Source organism: Reyranella sp. (genome assembly GCF_036558665.1).
GTDB lineage: Bacteria > Pseudomonadota > Alphaproteobacteria > Reyranellales > Reyranellaceae > Reyranella.
The window spans coordinates 17,603-43,010 of the sequence record NZ_DATBFE010000013.1 but is presented as its reverse complement, the minus strand read 5'-3'; the positions used below and the strand labels follow the sequence as shown (position 1 = coordinate 43,010).

27 protein-coding genes are annotated in these 25,408 nt (G+C 65.6%); 14 read left to right on the top strand and 13 right to left on the bottom strand.

Annotation, left to right across the window (positions count from 1 at the left end):
• Positions 1-12: 12 nt before the first annotated feature.
• Entirely contained in the window at positions 13-195 is a 183-nt protein-coding gene (locus VH499_RS02625) for a hypothetical protein (RefSeq protein ID WP_332051128.1), read from the top strand.
• A 27-nt stretch (positions 196-222) separates the two neighbouring features.
• Positions 223-924, top strand: coding sequence for a hypothetical protein (locus VH499_RS02620; protein ID WP_332051127.1), 702 nt, complete (start codon positions 223-225; stop codon positions 922-924).
• Positions 925-1,160: 236 nt separating this feature from the next.
• Here VH499_RS02620 and VH499_RS02615 read toward each other — a convergent pair whose 3' ends face one another.
• The 6 genes from VH499_RS02615 to VH499_RS02590 all read right to left on the bottom strand — a co-directional run bounded on the left by VH499_RS02615 (position 1,161) and on the right by VH499_RS02590 (position 7,306).
• Positions 1,161-1,349 (bottom strand): hypothetical protein, encoded by a 189-nt coding sequence (locus tag VH499_RS02615; RefSeq protein ID WP_332051126.1) that lies wholly within the window; start codon positions 1,347-1,349, stop codon positions 1,161-1,163.
• An 84-nt stretch (positions 1,350-1,433) separates the two neighbouring features.
• Positions 1,434-2,216: a DUF2189 domain-containing protein gene (locus VH499_RS02610; protein ID WP_332051246.1), complete on the bottom strand. Its 783-nt coding sequence runs from the start codon at positions 2,214-2,216 to the stop codon at positions 1,434-1,436.
• 402 nt (positions 2,217-2,618) lie between these two features.
• A complete protein-coding gene (locus tag VH499_RS02605) occupies positions 2,619-3,578 on the bottom strand; it encodes a 2-hydroxyacid dehydrogenase (protein WP_332051125.1) in 960 nt (319 codons plus the stop codon).
• Entirely contained in the window at positions 3,578-4,621 is a 1,044-nt protein-coding gene (locus VH499_RS02600; protein WP_332051124.1) for a hypothetical protein, read from the bottom strand. The genes VH499_RS02605 and VH499_RS02600 overlap by 1 nt, the downstream gene beginning before the upstream one ends.
• On the bottom strand, positions 4,621-5,592 hold the full coding sequence (locus VH499_RS02595) for a peptidyl-alpha-hydroxyglycine alpha-amidating lyase family protein (RefSeq protein WP_332051123.1): 972 nt from the start codon (positions 5,590-5,592) through the stop codon (positions 4,621-4,623). The genes VH499_RS02600 and VH499_RS02595 overlap by 1 nt, the downstream gene beginning before the upstream one ends.
• A gap of 7 nt (positions 5,593-5,599) precedes the next feature.
• A complete protein-coding gene (locus VH499_RS02590) occupies positions 5,600-7,306 on the bottom strand; it encodes a GMC family oxidoreductase (protein ID WP_332051122.1) in 1,707 nt (568 codons plus the stop codon).
• Between the two features lie 143 nt (positions 7,307-7,449).
• Between VH499_RS02590 and VH499_RS02585 the strand changes: the two genes are divergently transcribed.
• Both VH499_RS02585 and VH499_RS02580 read left to right on the top strand, forming a co-directional pair.
• Complete coding sequence (locus VH499_RS02585) at positions 7,450-7,869, top strand: hypothetical protein (protein WP_332051121.1); 420 nt, start codon at positions 7,450-7,452, stop codon at positions 7,867-7,869.
• A 71-nt stretch (positions 7,870-7,940) separates the two neighbouring features.
• Positions 7,941-8,207, top strand: coding sequence for a hypothetical protein (locus tag VH499_RS02580; RefSeq protein WP_332051120.1), 267 nt, complete (start codon positions 7,941-7,943; stop codon positions 8,205-8,207).
• A 1-nt stretch (position 8,208) separates the two neighbouring features.
• On the opposite strand, the gene VH499_RS02575 is transcribed toward VH499_RS02580, so the two are convergent.
• Positions 8,209-9,243, bottom strand: coding sequence for a 5-methyltetrahydropteroyltriglutamate--homocysteine methyltransferase (locus VH499_RS02575; RefSeq protein WP_332051119.1), 1,035 nt, complete (start codon positions 9,241-9,243; stop codon positions 8,209-8,211).
• 70 nt (positions 9,244-9,313) lie between these two features.
• On the opposite strand from VH499_RS02575, the gene VH499_RS02570 reads away from it, so the two are divergent.
• Complete coding sequence (locus tag VH499_RS02570) at positions 9,314-11,137, top strand: hypothetical protein (protein WP_332051118.1); 1,824 nt, start codon at positions 9,314-9,316, stop codon at positions 11,135-11,137.
• Positions 11,138-11,143: 6 nt separating this feature from the next.
• On the opposite strand, the gene VH499_RS02565 is transcribed toward VH499_RS02570, so the two are convergent.
• Genes VH499_RS02565 through VH499_RS02555 form a run of 3 tightly spaced genes read right to left on the bottom strand, consistent with a single transcriptional unit; the run spans position 11,144 to position 13,792 of the window.
• Positions 11,144-12,550, bottom strand: coding sequence for an amidase (locus tag VH499_RS02565; RefSeq protein WP_332051117.1), 1,407 nt, complete (start codon positions 12,548-12,550; stop codon positions 11,144-11,146).
• 10 nt (positions 12,551-12,560) lie between these two features.
• Entirely contained in the window at positions 12,561-12,923 is a 363-nt protein-coding gene (locus tag VH499_RS02560; protein WP_332051116.1) for a VOC family protein, read from the bottom strand.
• Positions 12,920-13,792 (bottom strand): LysR family transcriptional regulator, encoded by an 873-nt coding sequence (locus VH499_RS02555; protein ID WP_332051115.1) that lies wholly within the window; start codon positions 13,790-13,792, stop codon positions 12,920-12,922. The genes VH499_RS02560 and VH499_RS02555 overlap by 4 nt, the downstream gene beginning before the upstream one ends.
• Positions 13,793-13,883: 91 nt before the next feature.
• Between VH499_RS02555 and VH499_RS02550 the strand changes: the two genes are divergently transcribed.
• Positions 13,884-14,960 carry a nitronate monooxygenase family protein gene (locus VH499_RS02550; protein ID WP_332051114.1) on the top strand — a complete coding sequence of 359 codons (1,077 nt, stop codon included), beginning with the start codon at positions 13,884-13,886 and terminating at the stop codon, positions 14,958-14,960.
• Here the strand turns inward: VH499_RS02550 and cutA are convergent.
• The 3 genes from cutA to VH499_RS02535 are packed head-to-tail and all read right to left on the bottom strand — an operon-like array spanning position 14,957 to position 18,053.
• Positions 14,957-15,268: a divalent-cation tolerance protein CutA gene (gene cutA, locus VH499_RS02545; RefSeq protein WP_332051113.1), complete on the bottom strand. Its 312-nt coding sequence runs from the start codon at positions 15,266-15,268 to the stop codon at positions 14,957-14,959. The two genes, VH499_RS02550 and cutA, sit on opposite strands and share 4 nt — an antisense overlap.
• A gap of 10 nt (positions 15,269-15,278) precedes the next feature.
• Entirely contained in the window at positions 15,279-16,718 is a 1,440-nt protein-coding gene (locus VH499_RS02540; protein WP_332051112.1) for a glutamine synthetase family protein, read from the bottom strand.
• Positions 16,719-18,053, bottom strand: coding sequence for an aromatic ring-hydroxylating dioxygenase subunit alpha (locus VH499_RS02535; RefSeq protein ID WP_332051111.1), 1,335 nt, complete (start codon positions 18,051-18,053; stop codon positions 16,719-16,721).
• Positions 18,054-18,126: 73 nt separating this feature from the next.
• Here VH499_RS02535 and VH499_RS02530 point away from each other — a divergent pair, with 73 nt between their 5' ends.
• The 8 genes from VH499_RS02530 to VH499_RS02495 all read left to right on the top strand — a co-directional run bounded on the left by VH499_RS02530 (position 18,127) and on the right by VH499_RS02495 (position 25,374).
• Positions 18,127-18,927, top strand: a complete 801-nt coding sequence (locus tag VH499_RS02530) for an IclR family transcriptional regulator domain-containing protein (protein WP_332051110.1) — start codon at positions 18,127-18,129, stop codon at positions 18,925-18,927.
• A 34-nt stretch (positions 18,928-18,961) separates the two neighbouring features.
• Positions 18,962-19,846 carry an alpha/beta hydrolase gene (locus tag VH499_RS02525; protein WP_332051109.1) on the top strand — a complete coding sequence of 295 codons (885 nt, stop codon included), beginning with the start codon at positions 18,962-18,964 and terminating at the stop codon, positions 19,844-19,846.
• A 5-nt stretch (positions 19,847-19,851) separates the two neighbouring features.
• On the top strand, positions 19,852-20,454 hold the full coding sequence (locus VH499_RS02520; protein WP_332051108.1) for a uracil-DNA glycosylase family protein: 603 nt from the start codon (positions 19,852-19,854) through the stop codon (positions 20,452-20,454).
• Positions 20,451-21,548, top strand: coding sequence for a zinc-binding dehydrogenase (locus VH499_RS02515; protein ID WP_332051107.1), 1,098 nt, complete (start codon positions 20,451-20,453; stop codon positions 21,546-21,548). Before VH499_RS02520 ends, VH499_RS02515 begins: the two co-directional genes overlap by 4 nt.
• The gene (locus VH499_RS02510; RefSeq protein WP_332051106.1) at positions 21,545-22,159 is read left to right on the top strand and encodes a glutathione S-transferase family protein; all 615 of its coding nucleotides are present in this window, start codon (positions 21,545-21,547) and stop codon (positions 22,157-22,159) included. Before VH499_RS02515 ends, VH499_RS02510 begins: the two co-directional genes overlap by 4 nt.
• Before the next feature lie 96 nt (positions 22,160-22,255).
• A complete protein-coding gene (locus VH499_RS02505) occupies positions 22,256-23,464 on the top strand; it encodes an NEW3 domain-containing protein (RefSeq protein WP_332051105.1) in 1,209 nt (402 codons plus the stop codon).
• 10 nt (positions 23,465-23,474) lie between these two features.
• Positions 23,475-24,413 carry an ABC transporter ATP-binding protein gene (locus VH499_RS02500; protein WP_332051104.1) on the top strand — a complete coding sequence of 313 codons (939 nt, stop codon included), beginning with the start codon at positions 23,475-23,477 and terminating at the stop codon, positions 24,411-24,413.
• Positions 24,403-25,374 (top strand): ABC transporter permease, encoded by a 972-nt coding sequence (locus VH499_RS02495; RefSeq protein WP_332051103.1) that lies wholly within the window; start codon positions 24,403-24,405, stop codon positions 25,372-25,374. The genes VH499_RS02500 and VH499_RS02495 overlap by 11 nt, the downstream gene beginning before the upstream one ends.
• The last annotated feature ends 34 nt before the right edge of the window (positions 25,375-25,408 follow it).

The window sequence follows — 25,408 nt, the reverse complement described above, 5'->3', positions numbered from 1 at the left end:
CGGAGGTGCATCATGAGCTTGTGGGAACGGTTCATGCGGATCTTCGTCAAGCGGAAGAAGGTCGAAGCCGCTGACATGGATGCCCGGTTCTACGACGCACGACTCGCCAAGGACAACTTGGACGAAAGCGCCAGACAGGCCATGCGCGCGGCCGACGCTCGCCTTCCGCCCTATTCCGGGGGCTTTCCGATCTAGCGGCGGCATGCTGCCAGGATGCGACAGATGCGCAAACTGACGGCCGCGGCGGCGGTATGCGCTTTCGGCGTTGCTGCCACGACCGCACTCGCTCAAGGCGTGGCGCCCGGCGGATCGATCGGCAACAGCACCGGAATTGGCAGTGGATTGGGCGGCGTGATCGGAGGCACCGGCCCGAGTTATCCCAACGGTACGACGCAGCCAACACTGCCCCCGCCGCCACCGCCGGGCGGCAGTGTCGCGCCCCTGGCGCCGCCGCCTTCGATCTCGACGGCGAGGCCGCCTTCCTACCCGAAGCCACTCGATCCCTTCGGCCCGGCAACAAGGAGCGAGGCGGGCCCGTCGGTTGCACCGCGTCCGCTGCTGCAGCTCCCCGAGCGGCCGGCCAGCGATCTGTCGTTCCTCAAGGGGTGCTGGCGAAGCGACGTGTTCCAGCTTGCCCACGAGTCAGGCGTGGCCACCTATTGCTTCGACGGCACGGGTGGCGGCCGGTTTCTGTACACGCGCCTCGATCAGCCGGGCTTCTTTTGCCGCGCCTCGGCGCAGGCTGCGTACCTAGGCACGGAGCTTCGCCTGCGCATCTTCGCAACGACCTGCAGCGACGGCGGCGCGTATCCCGAGGCGCTCGATTGCAGCCGTGGGGCTGGCGATGCGGCGCAATGCAGCGGCAAGGCGACTACCGTCGCAGGTTCCGAGGCGTGGACCGTTCGCCTCCACAGATCCCGTTAGCGGAGCGCGCGCGGCGAAAGCGCAGCTACCGTTGCGGTCGCCGCAGCAGGAGCCAAACGCCGGAAGCACCGAGGCCGAACGCCACAATCATCAGCACAACGCAAACGGTGAGCATCGAGCAAGCACCCTCGAAGCCACCTTATCGGCTCGCCGGCACGGGGTCTCACCGTTCAGTGTTTCAATTGCAACGCCGGCCTGCAGCGCCCGTCATCCGTCGCGATCCGAGTTCCCGCCGGTCAGTCTTCGTCCCGCCAGGCGCCCAGCAGGAAGAGGCGGCGTTTGCCGCGATGAAGGCCGGCCCGGGTCTGGATGCCGGCGAGGTCGATATCGTGCCGCTGCGCCCAGCGGTCGAGCGCGATCTTCGCCACGAAGCCCAGGATCAGGAAGGATCCGAAATAGACGACCGCGGTCCACAACGCCCTCAAGGATGGCTCCATGTGGATAAGGAAGGCGCAGAAGGTACCTTCGAGGGCAGGTCAGTCCGCATGCTCGATCTTCACGGTCTGTGGTCAGCGCGGCAGCACCTTGCGGTACAGATGCCAGGTCGCGTGCCCCAGCACGGGCAGCACGATCGCGAGCCCGAGCAGCAGGGGGATCGCTCCCACGACCAGCCCGCCGGCAATGATGAGACCCCACAAGGCCATCACGCCGGGATTGGCGCGCACGACACGGACGGACGTGCTGATCGCCGTGAGGACGCCGACATTCCGGTCAAGCAGGAGCGGGAACGACACCACGCTGACGACCGCCGCGACCAGCGCGAACAGGAAACCCACGCCGACGCCGACCACGATCATGGTCCAGCCGGCCGAGGTGGTGAATACCTCTTGGGCGAAACCGTTCAATGATTCAGGTGGCTCCGGACCGAAGCTCAGCAGATAGATGAAATGGGCGGCGAACAGCCAGAGCGCCAGGAGCGCCGCGAGCAGGAGGCCCATGACCACGATCTGCCCCAAGGCCGGCGAGCTCGCGACTCCGAAGGCATCGGCCCAGCCGGTGGCGCTGCCTCTCTCGCGGCGACGGCTCATCTCGTAGAGCCCCACGGCGAAGAAGGGCGCGATGATTGCGAAGCCCGAAACCAGCGGGAAGAGCAGCTGCAGCATGCCGTTGCCGACGATGAAGCGCGACAGGACGATGCCGGCGATGGGGTAGAAGAGGCAGAGGAAGATCACATCGGTGCGATAGGCGCCGAAATCCTCGAAGCCCTTGCGGAGAACGTCGCGCAGGTCGGCAGCCTTGATCCGCTGCACGACAAGCGGCGTCGCGTCACGTGTCTCCCAAGCGCCGTCCATGGAGTGCGCGGCCGCGTCCATGGCGTGGCCGGTCTGCTTCAGTTGGTCCCAACCCCATTCGATCGGGTTTCGGATGTGTTGCATGGCCATAGCTTCTTCCTCCCGGAACGACAGTCCGAAGGCGCGGCCGGTCGTGGTCGACATTTCGTCGTTTCGCCGGTCACGAAGGAGCCGCGAACCTTTACTCAACCACTTGGAAATTTATTCTATGCTTTCCAATCGTTGACGTCGCGGTATCGAACCGAAAAAGAAAGTTCGTCAATGCGAACTAATTGGGGAACCTGTGGTGGAGATCGGCGATTGCTCGAGCCGGCTGCCCCTTGACCCTGGCGAAGCAGCCACGATGTCGCCGAGCTTCATCGGCTGGCCGAACGGAGCGGCCTTGTCATCGCCGCCCCTGCGTCAACCCAGCTCCGGGACGACCCACAGGGCCGGCTCGCCGCGCGCAACACGCTGGACGTTGTCGAAGCCGTTGCGCAGGCGCGTGATGTTGCTCTCGAAGGTCGGGCCGGCAAGATGCGCGGTCAGCACGACGTTATCGAGCTTCAGGAGCGGATTGTCGGGGGGCGTGGGCTCCTCGTCGAAGACGTCGAGACCGGCACCGAACAGTCGGCCGGCGGCCAGCGCCTCGGTCAGGGCCTTCTCGTCGATCACCGGGCCGCGCGAAGTGTTCACGATGATCGCCGATTTCTTCATGAGCGCCAGCTCGGCCGCACCGATCATGTGATGGGTCGACTCGTTCAGGGGCACATGCAGGGAGAGAAGGTCGGAGCCGCGCAGGATTTCCGGCAGCAGTCGGAAGCGCACGCCGAGCGCGTCCTCTTCCTGCTCCTTCAGGCGTGCGATGTCGTAGTAATGGACCTGCATGCCGAAGGCGAGGGCGAGGCGCGCGACCTTCTTGCCAATCGTGCCGAGCCCGATGATACCCAGCACCTTGTTGCGCAGCTCGTGGACCGTCGGCGGCGCATTGCCGTGCCAGCGGCCGGCCGTGACGTTGTGATGCTGCGTGATCAGCCGGCGTGACACCGCCAGCATCAGAAGGAGAGCATGCTCGGACACCGCCACCGAGTTGGCGCCGCCATTGTTGCAGAGCGGCACCCTGCTGTTGCGCGCGGCATCGAGGTCGGCCCTGTCATAGCCGGCGCTCAGCATCTGCACGAGCCTGAGATGCGGCGCATCCTTGTAGAGCTGCGCGGTGACGTATTGCTGCACGAAGCCCACGAAATAATTCGTGCTCGGCAATGCCGCTTTTTGTTCGGGCGAATTGTGCAGCGCCTTGACGATTTCGAAGCCCTTGGGCGCGAGGTCGTCGACCATCGCCAGACAATCCTTCGGACCAACGACCAGAACACGCTCGACCATCACCATCCCTCCGCTGCCACGCGATGACCCTTCAGCAGGCCGGGCAGCCGACCCGGCTCGGTCCGGCCCCAGCCGCACTCGGCGGAGAGCCCGAAATCGTCGACGAACCGGCGCGCCACGGCGATGCGCGCCTTGTCGCCCGCTTCATCGCCGTGATGGAGAAGTCCGAGATAGAGCCGCGTACCGGCCGGGCGCCGCCAATTCCTGAGCGGCGCATGATAGGCTTCGTCGGTCCGTCCCTTGGGTACCGGGATGTGGAAGAAGTCGATCCGCCGCCCGGTGGCGGCCGCGATGCCGTTCATCATCTCGGCAAGAATGGCGGCATCCCTAGGCTGCACCAGGTGCTCGTCGCGCGGCGAGCCGTAGCAAAGATGGTAACCCATTTCGACTTCGGCCGGCACCGCATCGCCAAGCCGCCCCAGCATGTCGAAGATCTGCTGCTTGTAGTGCAGCGGCCGATCCGTGAAATAGTTCTCGAATACCAGCACTTCCTGGCAGACGTCCCACTGGATCGAAAGGTCCTGGCCGGGGATGGCCTTCACGATATTGGCGAGGGCTGCCTTGAGGGCGCGCTCGTAGACGCCGAAGTAGGCCTCGCGGGCGGCAGGGCTGACGTAAAGATAGCCGCTCGCCATCGGCGTCGAGAGGCAGACCTGGAATCTCACGTGCCGGCCGATGATCCCGGCATCGCGCAGGCGCTTGAACACTTCCCAGGAGGCGATCGCCGCCTTGTCGTAGCCGGTCTCGAACGAGACCGTGTCGGCATCGACCCCGGGCTTGAAGCGTATCTGCTCGATCTCGCGTACGACCTTGCCGTCCCACTGGATGAACTTGTAGGGCGGCGCCGTCGGGTCGATCTCCATCGCTGGATGATCGAGCAGCATCTGACGCTGGAAATAGACCCAGCGCGATCGCTCGCCGGTCTCGCCGTCGGGCATGCGACTGAGATGAGGGCCGAGTTCCGCGGCGAGCCGGCGGAAGACCTGCTCGCTGCTGTCGAGCGGAATGCTGCCGATCAGATGCAACCGGTCATTGCTTTGCATTACGCCACCACCTTCTCGAGCTTCTGCAGGGAGCGCAGGTACGTTGGCGTCGGCTTGCCGGGGAAGGTGTTGCTCCAGTTTGTGTAGCTCACCTCGCCGACATATATGTCGCCGCGCGAATCGACGGCGAGCCCGTGGGGCGCCAGGAAGCGGCCAACCTGCTCGCCCGGACCATCGTGCCCACCCAGACGGGCAAGGAGCTTGCCGTCGCCGTCGACGATGCTGAGCCGCGGCCCGAGATTGGGATGATGCGCGTTCACCGGCATGCCAGGGCCGAGCTCGCCGACGACAAACCGCAACGGGTCGGCCGCACCGGCGCAGCAATAGAGAGCGCAAGGCCGGTGGAGATTGTTCCACTGCGCTTCGTACTTGCCGTTGCCGTCGAACACCTGGACCCGATGATTTTCGCGGTCCGCGACGTAGACCCACCCCTCGGAGTCGGCGGCGATATTGTGGGGGATGTTGAACTCACCGGGATCGGTGCCGGTCGTGCCCCAGCACATCAGGTGCTTGCCGTCAGGCGAATATTTGTGGATCCGCGAATTGCCGTAGCCATCGGAGACGTAGATTTCTCCCGTGGGCGAGAGGGCGGTATGGGTGCAGCGGTTGAACGGCCGGCCACTCATGAAGGGGGCGGGCTGGTCCGGCACGCCGATCGTGAGCAGCACCTTGCCTTCGGTGGTCACCTTGCGCACGGTGTGGTCGCCGTCGTCGGTACAGTAGAGGACGTCGTCGCGATCGATGTGCAGGCCGTGCGCGCGCCTGAACAGGCCCTCGCCCCACGAGCGCAGGAAATTGCCCTCGCGGTCGAACACCATCATCGGATGGCGGCCGCGATTGAACACGTAGACCCGATCCTTGCTGTCCACCGCGACTGCGGCCACGTCCCGGAACTCCCAGCCGTCGGGCAAGCTGGCCCAGTCCTCGACCACGCGATAGCGATGCTCACCGGCGCCCAGCACAACGGACATGGTGCCGCTATTGGCCGGCGAGGATGGCGTCCGAAATCTTCTCGGCCGTCATCAGGGTGGGAAAGTTGGTGTTGGCGCAAGGCACGATGGGAAAGACCGAGGCATCGACGACGCGGAGGCCTTGCACGCCCTTGACGCGGCCCTGCGTGTCGACGACCGACATCGGATCGTCCACCCGGCCCATGCGACAGGTACATGAGGCATGCCACACGCCGATCGCGGCCTTCCTGACGAAGGCCTCGAGCGCTTCGTCATCCGTCATGACCTGGTCGAAGGTGAAGCCTTCGACCACGAACTTCTCGATCATGTAGCGGCGCACGGCCGCCGGCCCGTCGAGAAACCTGGCCACGACGCTGGTGAGGAACTTGTTCTTCGCATTGACGACGCCGATCTTGCGCACGCGGTCGGAATAGGAAGCGGGGAAGGGGTTGTCCGTGACCGCTTTCAGGGGCGCGCTCATCTGCAGCGCCGCCATCTTGCGGAAGCCCGTCATCAGGCGGTCGAGATCGCGCTTGTCGGACAGGAGGTTGAACTCGACGGTGGGCTCCGTCCGCCAGTCGCGCGAGCTGAGCTTCACCTGGCCGGTCTCTGAGTAGGTGCGATTGATGAAGGTGAGCAGCGACGCGATCTGCTCGCCGACCGCGTGCCAGGCGGACTTGTTGACGACGGCCACGAACATGTCGCCCTTGGGTACGTCGGGAAGACCGGAGGAATAGCGGATGCCGACGTGGATGTGGCGGCGCGTATGCGCGTTCATGCGCGCACCGCGACGGATGAAGGAGGAGAGCGAGATCGAGGGGTGGTCCATCAGCCGCTGGCCGACGCCCGGCAGGGCGGCAACGACTGGAATGCCCATGTCTTTCAGGTGGCCGACAGGTCCGATGCCGGCGCGCAGCAAATGCGCCGGCGAGTGGATGGCGCCCGACGAGAGGATCACCTCGCGTCCTCGGAACTCCGCTTCCTTGCCGTCGACCACGGCGACGACGCCCACGCAGCGTGCGCCGTCGAACAGCAGCGACCTCACCTGCGTGTCGGTCGACAGAGCGAGATTGGCGCGCTTGCGGGTTTCCGCATCGAGATAGCCCATCGCCGCCGATACGCGCTGCTCGGAGGCGTTGGAGTGGGTGACCGGAAAATAGCCGTCGGTGAACTCGCCATTCTGATCGGGAAGGAAGGCCATGCCTGCAAGCTTGCAGGCTTCGCCGACGGCCTGTGCGTACTTCGTCCAGTGTTCGACGGGAATGCGGCGAACAGGAATGCGGCCGTCCTTGCCGTGCCAGGGGCCGTCGAAATCGAGGTCGCGCTCGACCTTCTTGAAATAGGGCAAGACCTCGTTCCAGCCCCAGCCCTCGGCGCCGCGTTCGGCCCATTCCTGATAGTCGGTCGGAGCGCCGCGATTGGCCATCTGGCCGTTGATCGAGGAGCCGCCGCCCAGCACCCGTGCCTGTTCGTACTTCCGCAGCGGCGGGCGGTTTTCGTGCGGGTTGTTGTGCGACACGATCTGGGTGTGGACCTTGAGCTCCGTCCAATGGAAGCGCGGGTCGAAATAGGCGGTACCCGAGTAGGAATCGCGAATCTCCGGAGGCTCATGGCCGGGCGGCGTATCCTGACCGGCCTCGCAAACGAGCACCCTGTTGGTGCTGCGCGACGACAGCCTGTTTGCCAGCACGGAACCGGCAGAGCCTCCGCCGACGATGATGTAGTCGTATGCCACGCGTTTCCCCGTTTCCAAGCGGCACGCTACGCCTGTGGCGAAAGCGGGGCAAAGAGAGAATGCGGCCGCAACATGCTCTGCGGGCCGGGCGTTGCATTTGGACGCGATCAAATAATGGAGAACCACCAATGCAGCGCTCCCTCTTGATCCTGGCGATTGTCACGGCGGCGGTCGGTACGGCTGCGGTGGCTCAAACTTCGTCGTCCCCGGGCAATACGCCTTCGACCGGGACGCCCGCGCTTCCCTCGGACAAAGGCGGCGGCGGCAACTCGCCGGGAGCCGGAGGACCGGATAGCTCGAACGCGGCCGTGGAGGGCAACGGCGGAAGCAGTGCCATGGGCAATCGCGACAAGTCCGCTGAAGCGCCGAACATGGCCAATTCGACGGGCGAACAGCCGAGCGGTGCCGCTCTGACCGCGAAGAAGGCGATCGAGCGCGATGGCTACAAGGACGTGCAGGGCATCGCCAAAGGCAGCGACGGTCTCTGGCACGCGCAAGCCATGCGGGGAACCACCCGGGTCCAGGTCACCGTGGACCGCAGCGGCATGGTCTCCGCGCGATAAGGCCAAAAAGTTGACACAGGGAATGGGGAGGCTGCGGGCCGACCGGACATCGAGTTCCGAGAGGACGTGGCATGGTGAATCGCGCTTGGCTGGCCGCTGCTTTGGTCCTCGCCGCTTCGGCGGCAAGTGCGCAGACGATGCCCAAGGGCCCGGTGTCGACAAGCCAGACCACTAAGGCCGGCGCGGCCGGCGTCGCTGCACGTCTGCAGTCGCAGGGTTATTCCCAGATCCGGAATCTGCGTCGCGGACCGGATGGCAAATGGATCGGCGAGGCGAAGCGAAACGGCGTCGGCTACACCGTGACGGCAAGTCCCGACGGTACGCTGACCGCCCGCTGAGCTAGCCGAGCTCGCTGCGCACGAGCGCCGCTCCGGCCACCAGTGCTCTCAGCTTGCCGATGGCCGTCTCCCGCGGCAGGTACTTCATCCCGCAATCGGGCGCGGGCAGGAGCTTGTCAGGCGAAAGATACTTCAGGCCGGCGCGGATGCGTCCTGCGACCTTCTGCGGCGTCTCGACCTCGGGGTCGCTGAGGTCGATCACGCCCAGCATCACCTTCTTGGGCGCCAGCTCCTTCAGCACGCCGAGATCGATCCTGGGTTGCGCCGACTCGATCGAGATCTGCTGAGCGACGGTGTCCGCCAGTTGCGGCAGGAAAGAATAGCCGCTGGGCTTGCTGAGGCCCGGCACGACCGCCGCGTAACCGAAGCAAAGATGCACGACCGTGGGAACGGTGATGCCCTGCAGAGCGCGGTTGATCACCTTGACCGCATAGCGCTTTGCCTCGTCGGGGTCGTTGCGCAGCCACGGCTCGTCGAGTTGGATCACGTCGGCGCCGGCCGAGACGAGATCGTGCGCCTCCTCATTCACCGCCCGGGCGTAGTCCATGCACATCGCCTCGGCGTCGCCATAGAACTCGTCCTTGACTTGCTGACCCATGGTGAAGGGCCCGGGCAGGGTGATCTTGGCGGACTTTGCCGTATTGGCGCGCAGGAACTGCATGTCGCGCACTTCGACCGGGCGTGTGCGCGTGATCTTGCCCACGACGCGCGGCACGGGAGTGCGGTTTCCAGTTCGATTCACGATCTCGGCGGGATGATCATTGTCGATGCCGGCGAGGGCAGTGGCGAAATGGTTGGAGTAGCTCTCGCGCCGCATCTCGCCGTCGGTGATGATGTCGAGGCCGGCACGTTCCATGTCGCGAATGGCAAGGATGGTCGCGTCGTCCTGTGCCTGCTGCAGGAAAGGCGCGGCCACACGCCAGATCTCCTTCATGCGGGTGCGGGGCACGACCTTGCTGAGCATCTCCCGGTTCACCAGCCAGTCCGGCTGTGGATACGAACCTACGACGGTCGTCTGCAATAGCGCCTCGGCCATGCTATGGAACCTCGATGCGGTCTTTGCGTTGCCTTCGCCGCAGTTTGAGAGGGGACCAGGTCGCTTGTCCATGTCCGCCGGCAGGATTTTCGTCTTCGCGCTGGGTGGCCTTCTGGTCGGCGCCGTGGTGGCCTGCAGCGGAATGATTCCCAACAGTGCGGTCTCGCGTCATCTCGCGATGCGGTTCACGGGCGCGCTCGATGCGGCGACGCCCATCCCCACCGTCATTCACGACCGCGGCATCCACGTTCCGGATCCGGCGTCGGACGTGCCGATCCTTGACCAGCTCGAGGCCGAGCTGGCGCGGAGCGACGTCCATAGCGCTTTTGCAGGCGTCACCTACGATCTGACGCGCGGGAACAAGCTCGCCGGCGACTGGATTGTCCAGACGCCGAACTGGTGGGGGCGACGCGCCGCCGACCTGCCGTTCTATCCACTCGAGTGCACCAATTGTGAGACCGATGTGCGCCTGCCTGACTGCGCCAGCGATGCCGATTGTGCCGGCGGCGGTACCTGCCATGAGATCTGGCCGAGACCAGGCGGCGCGCGCAATGCCAGGCGCAAGGTCTGTTTCGGTCATTCCGATGCTTTGATCGTAAGGCTTCACGATTTGATCGCGAGCGCGCGACAACGCGTGGACATCAATCTGCTGGAACCGCCGCCGGGAACGCGGTTTCTGGGGACGATCCACGATGCGCTCGATTCGCTCGCCCGCACCCGTCGAACCATTTCGGTGCGGATCCTGATCGGCCAGTATCCCACGGGTGACGTCGACGTGCCGGCGTTCCTGAGGGCGCTGACTGCCGGCCTGGAGGACATCAAGGGATCGGGCCTGTCCGTCAGCGTTTCGGCGATGCGTTCGTGCGTCGCCTTCGAGGATTGCGACAGCTACTCGTGGAACCATTCGAAGGTCGTGACCGTGGACGGCCGCGAGGCCCTGGTCGGCGGCCACAATCTCTGGTCCGAGGATTATCTGATCGACAACCCGGTGCACGACCTATCGATGGAAGTGACCGGCCCGGCGGCGGCAAGCGCGGCGCGCTTCGCCGACGCGCTCTGGCAGTATGTTTGCGCCAATCTTGACAAGGGGCCGGCGATCTCGGTGGCCAGCTTGCCGGCCGGTGCGACCGTTCCGATCCACGACTGCCTCCCCCCGCAACCCTTGCCGCGCCAGCCGCGCGTGTCGGGCGGAGGCGGCATTCCCATTCTTGGCGTCGGCCGACTCGCGGCAGGCATCACGCCGGACTTCGCCAATCAAAGCGAGCTTGCGCGCGACCTGATGCTCGGAGCCGCGCAGCACGATATCCGAATCGTCCAGCAGGATCTCGGCTTCAATCTCGGCCGGGCCGACACGCTTTATCCCGACTCGATGATCGATCGCCTTGTGGACTTCCTGCGCCGAAAGCAGGGTGACATCTATATCGTGCTGTCGGACCTGGGCGCTGTCGGCGACAGTGGCAGCAGCTATTCCAACAATGTGACCCTGGCACAGCTTGCGCAGCATCTGCGCGATGCGGTGCAACGCCGTGTCTACGCCCGCGATCCATTGGCGCGCTACCGGATCCGCACGGGTCCCGACCCGGTGAATGCGTTGCTGTGCAGCCGGGTGCACATCGCACCGTTTCGATTCGGGCCGGATGCGGCATGGCCAGGAGGCCATCCGATCGCCAATCACGCCAAGTTCTGGATGGTCGACGATCGAACCTTCTACATCGGCTCGGACAACATGTATCCGGTGAACCTTCAGGAGTACGGCTACATCGTCGACGATCCCAAAGCTGCCGCCGACATCACCGCCGCCTACTGGACGCCGCTGTGGGAGTGGTCGAGCCGCGCCGCCGTCTCCGGCCCCGGCGTCGAGCCCTGCATCTTCCGCAGCGTCCCCAACAGGTAGCAGCCTCTATGCCGGCACCGGGTCGATCGGCGCCACGACGCCTTCGGCCGCCTCGATCACTTCGCCTGCATCGAGACAGAGATCCTCGCGGTTGCGCATGGCCATGATCTGGATGCCGGTGCGCAACTTGTCATGACGGCCGACGGGGACGGCGAGCCCGGGCAGGCCAAGCAGAGGAGCGATCAACGCGGGGCGCATCGAATTCAGGACCTGCTTCTGCCCCTCGACGGTCACGTCGGCGACCTGCTTGGGCGGCAAGTCGGCAAGCGTCGGGAAAATGACGAGCGGCCATTGTTGCAGGAAGGACATCCAGCGGAACAGCATGCCTTCGCGCTCGGTCAGGGCGGCAACATAGGTCGTGAGGTCGACCGGCTTGTGCAGCTCCAGCCAGGCGCGCATGGCCGCGATGCCGTCGGGATCGCCCATCTTCTGCATTTGCGGCCACAGCCCGGCGAACACATCGGTGACGCAGATCATGTGCCACAGCTCGACACCGCGCTCGAGATCGGGCGGCAGGATCTCCTCGACGACGTAGCCCGCGCCCTGCAGATGCTTGCCCGCCTGCCGTACCGCGGCAGCCTGTGCGGGATGGGTCTTGGCGCCGGGGAATTCCGGCACGATAGCGGCCTTGATCGGCCGCGCCGGCGGCGGACCCTGCATGGGCACGTCGTTCCAGCGCCAGTCACGGCGATCGCCGCGGGCCATCACCTCGAGCGCGAGGCGGGCATCGCGCACCGTCCGTGTATGTGGTCCCTGCACCGCCATGAGCACCGCGCCGACCGGGCGCCCGACATTGGCGCTGCTTGGATTGAAGGAAGGGATGCGGGCGAAGCCGGTACGCAGGCCGACCACGCCATTGCAATAGGCCGGAATGCGGACCGATCCGCCGATGTCGTTGCCGTGGGCGATGGCGCCGATCCCGGTCGCCGTGGCGGCTCCGGCACCGCCACTCGAGCCACCCGGCGTGACGCTCGGATCGCGCGGATTGAGCGTGCGTCCATGCAGGGCATTGTCGCTGAAGATGCGCATGGAGAAGGCCGGTGCATTGGTGCGACCGACGATGATGGCGCCGGCATGCCTGAGGTTGGCGACGACCGGACTGTCTTCCTGCGCGACGAAATCCTTGAGCGGCACCACGCCGTTGTCCGTCGGCTGGCCGGCAACGTCGACGTTGATCTTCACGGTGACCGGCACACCGTGCAGCGGCGGCAGGGCATGGCCGCGGGCTCGTGCGGCATCGGCCGTTTCTGCGGCAGCGCGCGCCTCCTCCTCGTACACACGCACGACCGCGTTGATCACCGGATTCACCTTGCCTAGGCGTTTCAGGACAGAATCCACGGCGTCGACGGCCGAGGCCTTGCCGTTGCGAATGAGCCGCGCCAGGTCGGTCGCGTCGAGTTGCCAGAGGTCCATGTCCGCTCCGTCAGGTCTTCGGGATTTCCATGCCGAAGAAGATCATGTTGCCGTCGAGATCGGCAACATCGAAGTCGCGCAGACCATAGTCGTAGTTGGCGGGCGCCTTGAGTACATTCGCGCCGCGTTTCGTTAGCTCGGCATGCAGCGTATCCACATCGTCGACGAAGATGCACACCCCGCCGTGGCCCGGTTGGCGCGGAGTCCGGCTGGCGGCGACCAGATGCAGCGTGACGTCGCCGCTGCACAGGCCCACGTAAAAGGTCGGCGTGCCATACTCGAACGCAACGTCGAACCCCAGCTTGTCGCGATAGTAGGCGAGGCTCGTCATGACATCCTTGACCGTGAAGACGGTCGTGCTCCCATGCATCATCGGGCTCTCCCTCGGGTGACGTGATTCTGGAAGGCGACAAGGGCGCTGGAACACAGCATGTCGCGACGGCGGACGAACACGGTCTGCACGCGCGCCTCGGCCGGTGGCAAGCGGTGAGCCGCTATGCGGCTGCCCCGCCAGGCCGGGCCGATCAGCGATCGGGGGAGCAGCGTGATGCCCAGCCCGGCGGCGACCGTGCCAAGGATCGCCTCCAGCGTGCCGAACTCGAGGCGGCGCAGGCCGACGATGCCGCGGCGCGCCAGTACCTCCTCGAGGCGCTGCCGATAGGAACAGCCAGCGCGCAGAATCACGAGGCGCAGATCGGGCTGGCCGAGCAGTTCGGCAATCGATTTCCTCGATGGTGCGCTGAGCAGTGCCAGTTCCTCCACGAACGTCGACGTGGCCGCGAGTTCGGGGTGAACGACGGGCCCGCAGACGAAGGCGCCTTCGAGCTTGCGGTCGAGCACCTGCTCGATCATTTCCGCCGTGGTGCCGGTACGGAGGACCAGGTCGACATGTGGATGCGCGGTGGCATAGGAGGCGAGGAGAGGCGAGAGGCGCAGCGCCGCGGTGGTCTCGAGCGCACCGATGGCCAGCGTGCCGCGCGGCGCACCATCGTCGCGCGCGGCGCGAGCGGCCTCGACCAGCAGCGCGTCGACGCGCGCCGCATAGGGCATGAGCCGTTCACCTGCGGCAGTGAGCCGGGCGCCATGCTGGCTGCGTTCGAACAGGCTGACGCCGAGCGCCTCCTCCAGTCGGCGCACGCGCTGCGTGACGTTGGATTGCACCGTGTTCAATTCACGCGCGGCCCGGCTCATGCCGCCGAGGCGGGCGACGGTGGCGAAAGTGGCAAGATCCCTTGTATCCATGGCGATCACTTTGGCAGATGGCTTCAATCGATATAAATCACTGTCCGAGATATCATGCCGGCGCTAGACTTGGATCGGAAGGAGAATCCGCATGAAGTGGCAAGACCATCGTCTGCTTGAACTATTCGGCATCGAGCATCCGATCCTTCAGGCGCCGATGGCGGGCGCAAGCTCGACCCAGATGGCGGTCGCCGTGTCGGAGGCGGGTGGATTGGGCGCGGTTGCCGCGGCGATGCTCACGCCCGACACATTGCGTGCCGAACTTCAGCTCGCCCGACAGGCGACAGCGCGGCCGATCAACGTGAATTTCTTCGTTCACAAGCCGCCTGTCGCGAACGCCGACCGCGATGCCCATTGGCGCAAACGGCTGGCGCCATACTACCGCGAACTCGGCCTGGCGCCCGATGCCGGCGTCGGCGGGCCGGTGCGCGCACCCTTCGACGCGGCACTCTGCGAAGTGGTGCTTGAGTACAAGCCCAAGGTCGCGAGCTTCCATTTCGGCTTGCCGGACGAGGGGTTGGTGCGGCGACTGAGGGCCGGCGGTGTCCTCGTCATCGGCTCGGCGACGAGTGCCGAGGAGGCGCGCTGGCTGGAGCAGCACGGTTGCGACGCGGTGATCGCCCAGGGCGCCGAGGCAGGGGGCCATCGGGGCATGTTCCTGAACGACGATATCGCGCGCCAGGCCGGCACGATGGCGCTCGTGCCGCAGGTCGTGGACGCGGTGAAGGTGCCGGTGATCGCAGCCGGCGGCATCGGCGATGGCCGGGGAATCGCGGCTGCCCTTGCGCTGGGGGCGGCCGGGGTGCAGATCGGCACCGCATTCCTGCTCACGCCCGAGGCAAAGACGGTTCCTCTCCATCGTGCGGCGCTCAAGCAGGCCGACGACAACAGCACGACGCTGACGAACATTTTCACGGGCCGGCCGGCGCGCGCCATCGTCAACCGCTATGTGCGCGAGGTCGGGCCCATGAATTCCGATGCGCCGGCCTTTCCGCTGGCGGCGGGAGCGGCCTATCCGCTGCGGGCTGCGAGCGAACCCAAGGGCTCGAGCGATTTCATGCCGCTCTGGAGCGGACAGGCGCCGACGCTCGCGCGCGAGATGCCGACGGCGGCGCTTGTGGCGGCATTCGTCGAGGAGACGGCTGCGGCCCTCGAGCGTCTTGCCTAACGTGTATTGCTTTCGATCCAGTCGGCGTACGGTGCGCTGATGTGCGCAAAGGCGAAGGCGTGGATGGCCGGCAGCTCGTAGGAGTGCAGGTCGCGGATCGCGTGCTCGATGGCGCCATAACGCTCAACGGTGGTCTTGAACAGCACGCGATATTCCTTGCCGTGCTCGATCGCGCCTTTCCAGGCATAGACGCTGTCGATCCTGGAGATCTGCGCGCATGCCGCGAGGCCGGCCTCGACCAGCGCATGCGCCATGCGGCGCGCCTCCTTCTTGCTGCTCACCGTGGTGACGACGGCAATGGCGGTCATGGGGCATCCTTCACAAGATCGAGAAGTATTCGCGCTGCTCCCAGTCGCTGACTTCGAGGTTGAATCGGTCGATCTCGGCCTGTTTCAGCCTCGCATAATAATCGACGAAGAAGTCGCCGAAGCCGGCGCGCAGGACTCTGCTTTCGCGAAGCGCCGCCAAGGCGTCGCCGAGCGTGCGCGGCAGCATCGGCGCCTTGGCCTCGTACGGCGTATCGGCCGAAGGACCGGGATCGGCCGTGCGTTTCAGGCCGTCGAGCCCGCACACCACCTGGCTCGCCATGTAGAGATAGGGATTGGCGGCGGGCTCGCCGAGCCGGTTCTCCAAATGGGTCGTCGGATCGCCGGGTGCGCCCAGCACCCGTATCATCACGCCGCGATTGTCGCGCCCCCAGACGGCGCGGTCGGGCGCAAGCGAGAAGGGGCGGTAGCGTTTGTAGCCGTTGAGGGTCGGCGTGCTGAAGGCTGCCGCCGCCCGCGCATGCTCCAGCAGGCCGGCCATGAACGACATGCCGGCCGGTGACAACAGGTCCTTTCCGTCGGCGAACGCATTCGACCCGGTCTTCCGATCCCGGAGCGACTGATGGAGATGCCAGCCGCTCGACATGACGTTAGGCAGTTTCGGTCGACACATGAAGGTGGCGTGGTAGCCGTTGCGCTCCGCGACCTGCTTGGTCGCACTCCTGAACAGGACCATCGCATCCGCCGGCTCCAGGCCGGTCCCGGCGCGGAACGTAAACTCGACCTGGCTCGGTCCGAATTCGACTTCGAGCGAACGCAGCGGCAGGCCGAGGCCGGCAATGTTGCTGCGCAGGACCTCGAGGATCGGATCCATCGCGTCATAGCGCTGCTCCGTCAGGTATTGATAGCCCTGGTTGAGCAACGAGATTTCGGGCGGCGCTCCCGGCTGTCCGGGCTGGCCTGCGTCGGCCGGACCGAGCCTCGGCTTCTCCAGCTTGAACAGATGGAACTCGACCTCGAGGCCGGCGAAGAAGTCGTAGCCGGCGTCGGCCAGGGATGCGAGCGCCCGGCGACAGACATGCCGCGTGCTGAGCGGTACCGGCTGGCCGTCGGCGAAGACGATGTCGCATAGCATCCAGCCGGTGTGCGGGGCCCAGGGCAGCACACGGAAGGTCGAGGGATCGGGCAGCATCAGAACATCGGCCGCGCCCTCCCATTCCCTGGCGCCGAACGGCCCGCCCGGTCCCCACACGGGAAAAGCCGTTCGATGCGACGTATCCTTGAGCAGCATGGTGGCGCTGAAGCCCACGCCGCCTTTCATCGCCTCAGCGATCTCGCCTGCAGCCAGCGTCTTTCCGCGCAGGATGCCATGCTGGTCGGCAAAGGAGAGTCGCACGACCGTGAGCTCGCCAGCCTGGATGCGGCGCTCGACCTCGCGAGCCGCCGCCTTGCGGTCGTCGGTCCAGAGACCGGCCTTCTCGGCGAGATGCATCTAGGCGGCGAGCGGCGAGCGGGTCGACGCTGCCCAACTCGAGCCGCTGCGGCGGCGGGCATCGAACTCCTTCCAATAGGCCTGCCAGCCTTCGGTCGGACCCATGCCATCTACCGTGACCGGCCCCCGAATCGCCGCGGCCCGCGTCGTATCGAGCCACATCGGCGGCTTGTCGCCGTTCGCCACCTGGCCGATTGCCGACAGCAACATGCGGCGATAGGCGACGATTGCCTTATCGGAGGTGGCGAGATGCTCGCGCGTGCGGTCCTGGATGCGGCCCTGGCTTTCGATCGCCCACTGGTCATGAACGTTGATGTCGAAGCCCATGCCGGTGAAGGTCTGGTTCCTCTGCTCGTTGACGTCGTAGCCGTAGCGATTGTGCCGGCCGAGGCGCGGGCGATAGTCAGGGAGCTCGTAGAGCTGTAGCCGCTGCTCGCGCATCTGCCGGTGATCCACCGGCTTGCCGAACGACGTGAAGATCGCGTACCAGTAGCAGGAGGTGTCGTCGATCGGCACGTGCCACTGCGTGATCGTCATCTCCGGGCTCATCGGGATCACGAACGCGTACGGAAACACCAGGTTCGTGACGCGCAGGTGGGTGACCCCGTCATTAATCCTGCGCCGGGTGAACAGGCGCAGCCCGTAGTCGGTGCCCTCGACGTCGATCTGCGGCCGCGGATAGTCGCGCATCAGACGCGCCATCGGGACGTCCGAGTCGGAGGAGGAGGCGCGGAACTGCCGGCCGTAGCTCTCGCCGGAGGGGTCTTGGTCCTCGTAGAAGCGATGCAGGAAGGAGGCGTGTGCCGGGTCGATCCCGACCTCGAGCGCCTGCAGCCAGTTGCAGTCGATCAGGCCCTTGAAGGCGAAGGCGTGCGTGAGGGGCGCCAGGAAGCAGTCGAGGTCGGGAAACGCCGGTGGCTCGCCTTCGCCGAGATAGGCGAAGACGATGCCGTTCTTCACGACCACCGGATAGGCACGCTGGCGCACGCGCTGGCAGAGGACGCTGCCTTCGGGCTCGGCGGGGGTCTCCAGGCACCTGCCGTCGACGTCGAACAGCCAGCCGTGGAGCAGGCAGCGCAGGCCGCCGTCCTCCAATCGGCCATAGGAAAGATCGACGCCGCGATGCGGACAGCCGCGATCGAGCAGCCCGTGCCGGCCGCGCTCGTCGCGGAACAGGACGAAATCCTCTCCCAGCACACGTACCGCCCTGGCCGGTCGGTCGTCAGGCAGCTCCTCGACGAGTGCCACCGGATGCCAGTAGTGCCGCATCAGCGCGCCGCATCTGGTGCCGGGGCCGACGCGGGTGATCAGCTCGTTCTGTTCGGCACTCATCATGGCTAGTCCTCCGCACCGATTATACGACAGCCGGCGATGTTCAATTAACGAACATTCGTTCTATAATACTCCCATGAGCCGACTTCGCCCGCAAGACGCCGAGAAGCGCGCCCGCCGCGCAAATGGCGCCGACTTTTCCGAGGCGCTGGCGAGGGGGCTCGCGGTCATCAATGCCTTCGACCGGCAACGGCGGCAAATGACGCTGAGCGACGTCGCGCGTGCGATCGACCTCCCGCGCGCCACGGCGCGGCGGGCGCTTGCGACCTTGGTCGCGCTTGGCTACGTCGAAAGCGAGGGCCGCTTGTTCCGGCTCGCGCCGCGGGTCCTGAAGCTCGCCATCGCCTATCTCTCGGCCGATCCGGTGCCGGGCATGCTGCAGCCGGTTTGCGAGCGCATCTGCCGTCAGGTCGGCGCCTCCTGTTCGGTGGCGGTGCGCGATGGCGAGGAGTGCGTGATGATTGCTCGTGCGGTGCCGGCGCGTCCGGCCTCCGTGGGTCTCGGCATCGGCTACCGGCTGCCGCTCTTTTGCAGCGCTCTCGGCCGGGTGCTGGCAAGCGCCATGCAGGATCGCGAGCTCGACGCCTTTCTTGCGCGACTGAGGCCCGTCCGCTTCACGCGGCAGACGGTCGTCTCGAAGCCGGAGATTCGCAGACTGATCCTCGACGTGCGAAAGAAGGGCTATGCGCTCGCCGATCAGGAGGCGGAGGTGGGCATCCGCTCGATCGCCGTGCCGCTGGTACGCTTCGATGGCAAGGTGGTGGCGGCAATCAATATCGGCGTGCAGCCCGAGCAGGTCCCGGCGAAGGTGATGATAGCCGACTACGCGCCCCTGCTCCTGAAAGAGGCCGCCGCCCTCAAGCAACAGCTCGTCTAGCCATGGAGTGATCGCAGCCGCTAGATTGGCGGCGATGAACATATTGAATGGCATGCCCGGGCCGACGTCCCGGCACTTCTTCTCCCAGCGCCTGCGTCTTCATTACGTGGATTGGGGAAATCCGGATGCGCCGCCGCTCTTGCTGGTGCATGGCGGCCGCGATCATTGCCGCAACTGGGATTGGGTGGCGCAGGCGCTGCGCCGCGACTGGCACGTCATCTGCCCTGATCTGCGCGGGCACGGCGACAGCCAATGGTCGCCCGACGGCAACTACTCGATGTCGGCCTATATCTACGATCTCGCACAGCTCGTCCATCAGCAGACCTTGGCGCCGGTGACGATCGTCTCCCATTCGCTGGGCGGCAATATCTGTCTGCGCTACGCCGGCATCTATCCGGACAAGGTGCGCAAGCTGGTGGCGATCGAGGGGCTCGGGCCGTCGCCCAGGGCGATCGCTGAGCGCGCCGACAAGACCATGGCCGACCGCATGCAGGAATGGATCGACGAGCAGCGCAAGCTTTCCGGCCGGCTGCCGCGCCGCTACGCCAGCATCGAGGACGCGTTCAGGCGCATGCAGGAAGAGAACAAGCATCTTTCGGCCGAGCAGGCCCGTCATCTCACGCAGCAGGGTGTCAACCAGAACGAGGACGGCACTTATAGCTGGAAGTTCGACAACTATGTCCGCACCTGGCCGCCGTACGACATGAGCCATGCCGACATCGAGGGCCTGTGGGCGCGCATCACCTGTCCGACACTGCTCGTCTACGGCAGGGAGAGCTGGGCCTCCAATCCGGAGAAGGACGGCCGTCTCCAGTATTTCGCGACAGCCAAGGTCGTTGAGTTCGACAATGCCGGCCATTGGGTGCATCACGACCGGCTGGAAGGCTTTGTCGACACCGTCCGCGCTTTCATCGCCTAGGACCGATGCCAGAGTCGAAAGTCGAGACATTGCTCGAAGAAGTGCGGGCTTGCACCGTTTGCGCCGGCGCGCTACCGGCAGGGCCGCGTCCGGTGGTTCAGTTCAGCCGCCGTTCGCGACTGGTCGTCATCGGTCAGGCGCCCGGATCGCGCGTTCATGAAAGTGGCGTGCCGTGGCACGACCGCAGCGGGCTGCGGCTGCGCGAATGGACGGGGCTCAGCGAGTGCGAGTTCTACGATTCGGCGAAGGTCGCGCTTGTCCCCATGGGCTTCTGCTACCCTGGCGCCGGCAAAAGCGGGGATCTGCCGCCGCGTCGGGAATGCGCGCCTCTCTGGCATGAGCGTATTCTCGGGGCTCTGAAGGGCACGCACCTCATTCTGCTGGTCGGCAGCTTCGCCCAGACGCGGTATCTGCCGCGGACCAAAGGCCAGACGCTGACGGAGACCGTGCGGCATTTCGCACAGCACGGCCCGAAGTTTTTCCCCCTGCCACATCCCTCATGGCGAAGTGGTATCTGGATGCGACGTAATCCGTGGTTCGAGGTGGACGTCCTGCCGGCGCTTCGTTCAGCCGTGCGGCGTGCCTTGTCGGGAGGAACCGGCCAATGAGAGCAACCATCTTTCGCAGCGGCGACCTGGTCGTCGATACGATGCCAGCGCCAATACCGGCCGAAGGCCAGATGCTGGTAAAGACGCTGGCCTGTGGCATCTGCGGCTCCGACCTGCATGCGGCCAAGCACGCCCATCGCATGGTAGAGGTGACAAGGCGCGTGCCGGGCCGTGTGCCGATGGATCTCTCCCGCGACATCGTGTTTGGGCACGAGTTCTGCTGCGAGGTGCTGGATTACGGCCCGAGGACCGAGAGGAAGCTGAAGCCTGGCACTCGGGTCTGCTCGATGCCGGTGATGATGGAGGCCGACGGGCCCAAGGGCGTCGGCTATTCCAACCACTACGTCGGCGGCTACGCCGAGCAGATGCTGCTCTCCGCGCCGCTGGTGCTGGAGGTGCCGAACGGCTTGGCGACGGAGCATGCCGCGCTCACCGAGCCGATCGCGGTCGGTGTGCACGCGGTCGAGAAAGCTCTTCTGAACGGCGACGAGGCGCCGCTGGTCGTGGGCTGCGGGCCGGTCGGGCTGGCTGTGATCGCGGCCCTTCGGCTGAAGCATATCCGCCCGATCGTGGCAGCCGACTTCTCGCAGAAGCGCCGGGAGCTCGCCGTCAGGATGGGCGCAGACATCGTTGTCGATCCGGCCGACGAGGATCCCTATGCCAGGCTTGCCGCCGGCAGGTGCGCCGTCTTGTTCGAGTGCGTGGGCGTGCCGGGCCTGATCCAGCAGGCCCTGGAGAAGGCGCCTCGTGACGCCAGGATCGTCGTGGTCGGAGTGTGCATGGAGCCCGATGCCATTGAGCCGATGTTCGGTATCGTCAAGGAGATCAGCCTGCAATTCGTGCTGGGCTACACGCCTGAAGAGTTCGCGCGATCGCTGCGCTTGCTGGCCGAGGGAGCGATCGACGCGTCGGCGTTGGTTACTGGCAAGATTGGTCTTGACGATGTCAAGAACGCATTCCAAGAGCTCGCCAATCCCGAAAGGCACACCAAAATCCTGATCGAGCCATGGCGGGGACACGATCCTTCGGCGGTCCGGATGACATGGTTTTGCGATTCGACCAACTCCGGAACGAAAAGGGGAATGAGGCAATGAAATTCTACAACTCGCTCGGGCCCAACCCGCGCATGGTACGGATGTTCATGGCGGAGAAGAGATTCACGGTGCCGAAGGTCGATGTCGATCTGCGTGGCGGGGAGAACCGGCGCGAGCCCTATCTCAAGATCAATCCATCAGGACAATTACCCGCACTGGAGCTCGATGACGGCACGGTGCTGGCCGAGATCACGGCGATCTGCGAATACGTGGACGAGGTCAAGAACGACACGCCGTCTTTGATCGGCGAGACGGCTGACGAACGCGCGAGGACCCGCATGTGGACGCGACGGATTGATCTCAACATCGCCGAACCTGGAACCAATGGCTTCCGCTACGCCGAAGGCCTCAAGATCTTCCAGAATCGCATTCGCTGCATACCGCAGGCCGCCGACGATCTGAAGGCGGTCGCGCGCGAGAAGATCGCCTGGCTCGATGCGCTCATGGGCGACAAGCCGTTCATCACCGGGGCCAAGCTCACGATGGCCGACATTCTGCTCTTCGCTTTCATCGATTTCTTCAAGGGCGTCGGCCAGCCGCTCGACCCGGCTTGCAAGAAGCTGACGACATGGTTCGAAGCGATGAAGGCGCGACCAAGCGCCGCCGCTTGAACGAATTGGGGCGGGTTGCCTTTTTTTCGTCGTTTTCCGAGACCTAGGTTCGCGCCCGCGAAAACGGGGATGATTCAATAAGACGCAGGGATCACAATGCGCCGTCTGATTGCTCTACTGGCTCTTACCGCCACTTCGGCTCTTACCGCCGTCCAGGTCTTCGCCGCTCCAACACATCAACCGGCACCGGTGCCGGCCGCCGCCACCGCATCGACGGCGACGGCCAAGGGTCTGTGGCTGCTCACGGACTATCCGTCCCAGACGGTGCGCGCAGGCGAAGTGACGAATGTCCACTTCAAGCTGCAGAACATGGGCTTGCCGCCTGAGCCACTCGCACTCTCGGTTAGCGACGTGCCGGCCGGATGGAAGATCGAGTTGATGGGCAGCGGCCAGCCGGTGGCGGCGGCGATGCCTGCGATTAACGAAAGCGTGAGCCTTCAGTTGCGCGTCGAGGTGCCCAAGGGCGCGAAGCCCGGCTCGCACGTCGTCACGATCCACGCCAAGGGTCCGAGCCAGTCGATCGACCTGCCGGTCACCCTGACGATCGGCGAGATCGCGCCCGCCAAGCTCACCATCAAATCGAGTCTGCCGGCGCTGCGCGGCACACCCAAGTCGTCCTTCGATTATACGCTGTCGGTGACCAACGATAGCGGCAAGGACCTGACGGTGGCGCTGAGCGCCCAGGCACCCAGCAACTTCCAGACGACCTTCACCGAGGGTTATGGCAGCAACGAGATCAGCTCGATTCCGATCACCGCCGGCCAGTCCAAGGACATCAAGATCAAGGTCACACCGCCGCGCGAGGTGAAGGCCGGCGACTATCCGGTGCTCGTGAAGGCGGCAGCCGAGGGTGCGACCGCCGAGCAGCGCGTGACGCTGCAGATCAGCGGCCAGGGCAAGCTCTCGCTCAGCACCAAGGACGGTCGGTTGAGCGGTGACGCGACGGTCGGCAAGACGGCTACCTACAATCTGGTTGTCGGCAACGACGGCACCGCGCCGCTCGAGGATGTCGAGCTTTCGGGCACCGTGCCGACCAACTGGAAGGTCGAGTTCAACCCCAAGACCATCGCGAGCATTGCGCCGGGCGAAAAGAAGGAGGTGCAGGCGATTGTCACGCCTTCGGACAAGGCGATCGCCGGCGACTACGTGGCATCATTCCGCGCCGGCGCGCGGGGCGACTCCGCCAACGCCGACTTCCGTATCACGGTGACGACCTCGACCTTATGGGGCATCGTCGGCATCGGCATCATCGCCGTGGCGCTGCTGGTCCTGCTGGGCGCGGTTGCGCGCTTTGGCCGTCGGTAAGCTGCCGGCGATGAGTGACAATGTGATCGAAGCCCGCGGGCTGTTGAAGCTCTACGGCGCGGCGCGCGTGGTCGACGCCATCGACCTCAGCGTCCGCCGAGGCGAGATCTTCGGCCTGCTGGGCCCCAACGGGGCGGGCAAGACCACGGCGATCCTGATGATGCTCGGCCTCACGGAGATCAGCGGCGGCTCGGTCGACGTGCTGGGCTTCAATCCCGTGCGCCAGCCGCTCGAGGTCAAGCGGCGGGTCGGCTACCTGCCCGATGCGGTCGGCTTCTACGACAACCTGACGGCGCGCGAGAACCTCACCTATACGGCGCGCTTGCTCGACGTGCCGAGGCGGGAGACCGACGCCCGGATCATGGACGCGCTGCGAAGCGTCGATCTGGCCGAGGTCGCCGACAAGCGGGTCGCGACCTACTCGCGCGGCATGCGCCAGCGGCTCGGCATCGCCGAGATCGTGATGAAGAAGGCCGAGGTGGCGATCCTCGACGAGCCCACTTCGGGTCTCGATCCGCACGCCACCTTCGAGCTTCTGGAGATGATCCGGCGGCTGAAGAAGGCCGGTGTCGCGGTTCTGCTTTCCTCGCACCTGCTCGATCGCGTCCAGAGCGTGTGCGACCGCGTGGCGCTCTTCAACAAGGGCAGGATCGCCCTCATGGGGACAGTGGTCGAGCTCGCCAATCAGGTTTTGGGGGCGGGTCATCCGCTCCTGATCGAGGCGACCGGCAACGACGTCGCGGGCACCCTGGGCGGCATTGCCGGGGTGCGGCAGGTCGTGCCCGCGGGCGAGGGCGCCTGGCGGGTGACGGCCGACCACGACGTGCGCGCCGAGGTGGCGCAGCGCATCGTGACGGCGGGCGGGGCATTGACCAAGCTCTCCGACCTGCAGCCGAGCCTCGAGGAGGTCTATACGCGCTACTTCCAGGAGGCCCGTCATGCCGCGTAGCCGGGCCGACCGCGAAGGATCTCCCTTCACCGGGATCGGCCCGGTCTACATGAAGGAACTGGCCGATCACCTCAGCAGCATCCGCATGCTGGTGCTGACGCTGTTCATCATCGTTTTCGGCGCGTTTCCGGTGGCGTCGTCGCTGCAGCAGCTTCGTACCACCATCGGATCGGATGCCTTCCTGTTCCTGCGCATCTTCACCATCGAGCCGCAGCAAGTGCCGATTCCCTTCGTCCAGGCCCTGAACTTCGTCATTCCCCTGATGGCGATCGGACTCGGCTTCGACCTCGTGAACAGCGAGTTCAACCGTCGAACCTTGAGCCGGGTGTTGTCGCAGCCGCTCTATCGCGATGCCTTGCTGCTGGGCAAGTTTCTGGCCGGCCTGACGACGCTGGCCGTGGCGATGGTGGCGCTGTGGCTGATCGTGTTCGGCGCCGGCCTGCTGCTGCTCGGCCTGCCGCCGCGCGGAGTGGAGGTGGCGCGTGCCCTGGGCTTCCTCGTGGTGGCGATCGCTTATGGCGGCGTATGGCTCGCCGTGGCCATGCTGTTCTCGGTGATCTTCCGATCGACCGCGACCTCGGCATTGTGCGCGCTCGGCCTGTGGCTGTTCTTCTTCATCCTCTGGCCGATGATCGCGCAAGCGATCACCATGGCGTTCGTGCCGCCGGAAATCACCAGCCTCGACCAGTTCATCGGCCTGCAGGAACTGGCGCTCGCCCTGCAACGGGTTTCGCCCGGCACCCTGTTCAGCGAGGCGGTGTTGGGCCTGCTCAATCCCGAGACGCGGACGCTCGGTCCCATGCTGCCGAGCCAGATGCGTGGGGCGATCATGGGGGCGCCGCTGCCGCTCGATCAAAGCCTGCTCTTGATCTGGCCGCAGGTTACCGGTCTGATTGCCGGCATGATCGTGGTGTTCTCGGCCACCTACGTCATCTTCCAGCGCGAGGAAGTGCGCGCCTGAAGGACTGGACGATCACCGCCGCGCTCAACAATGC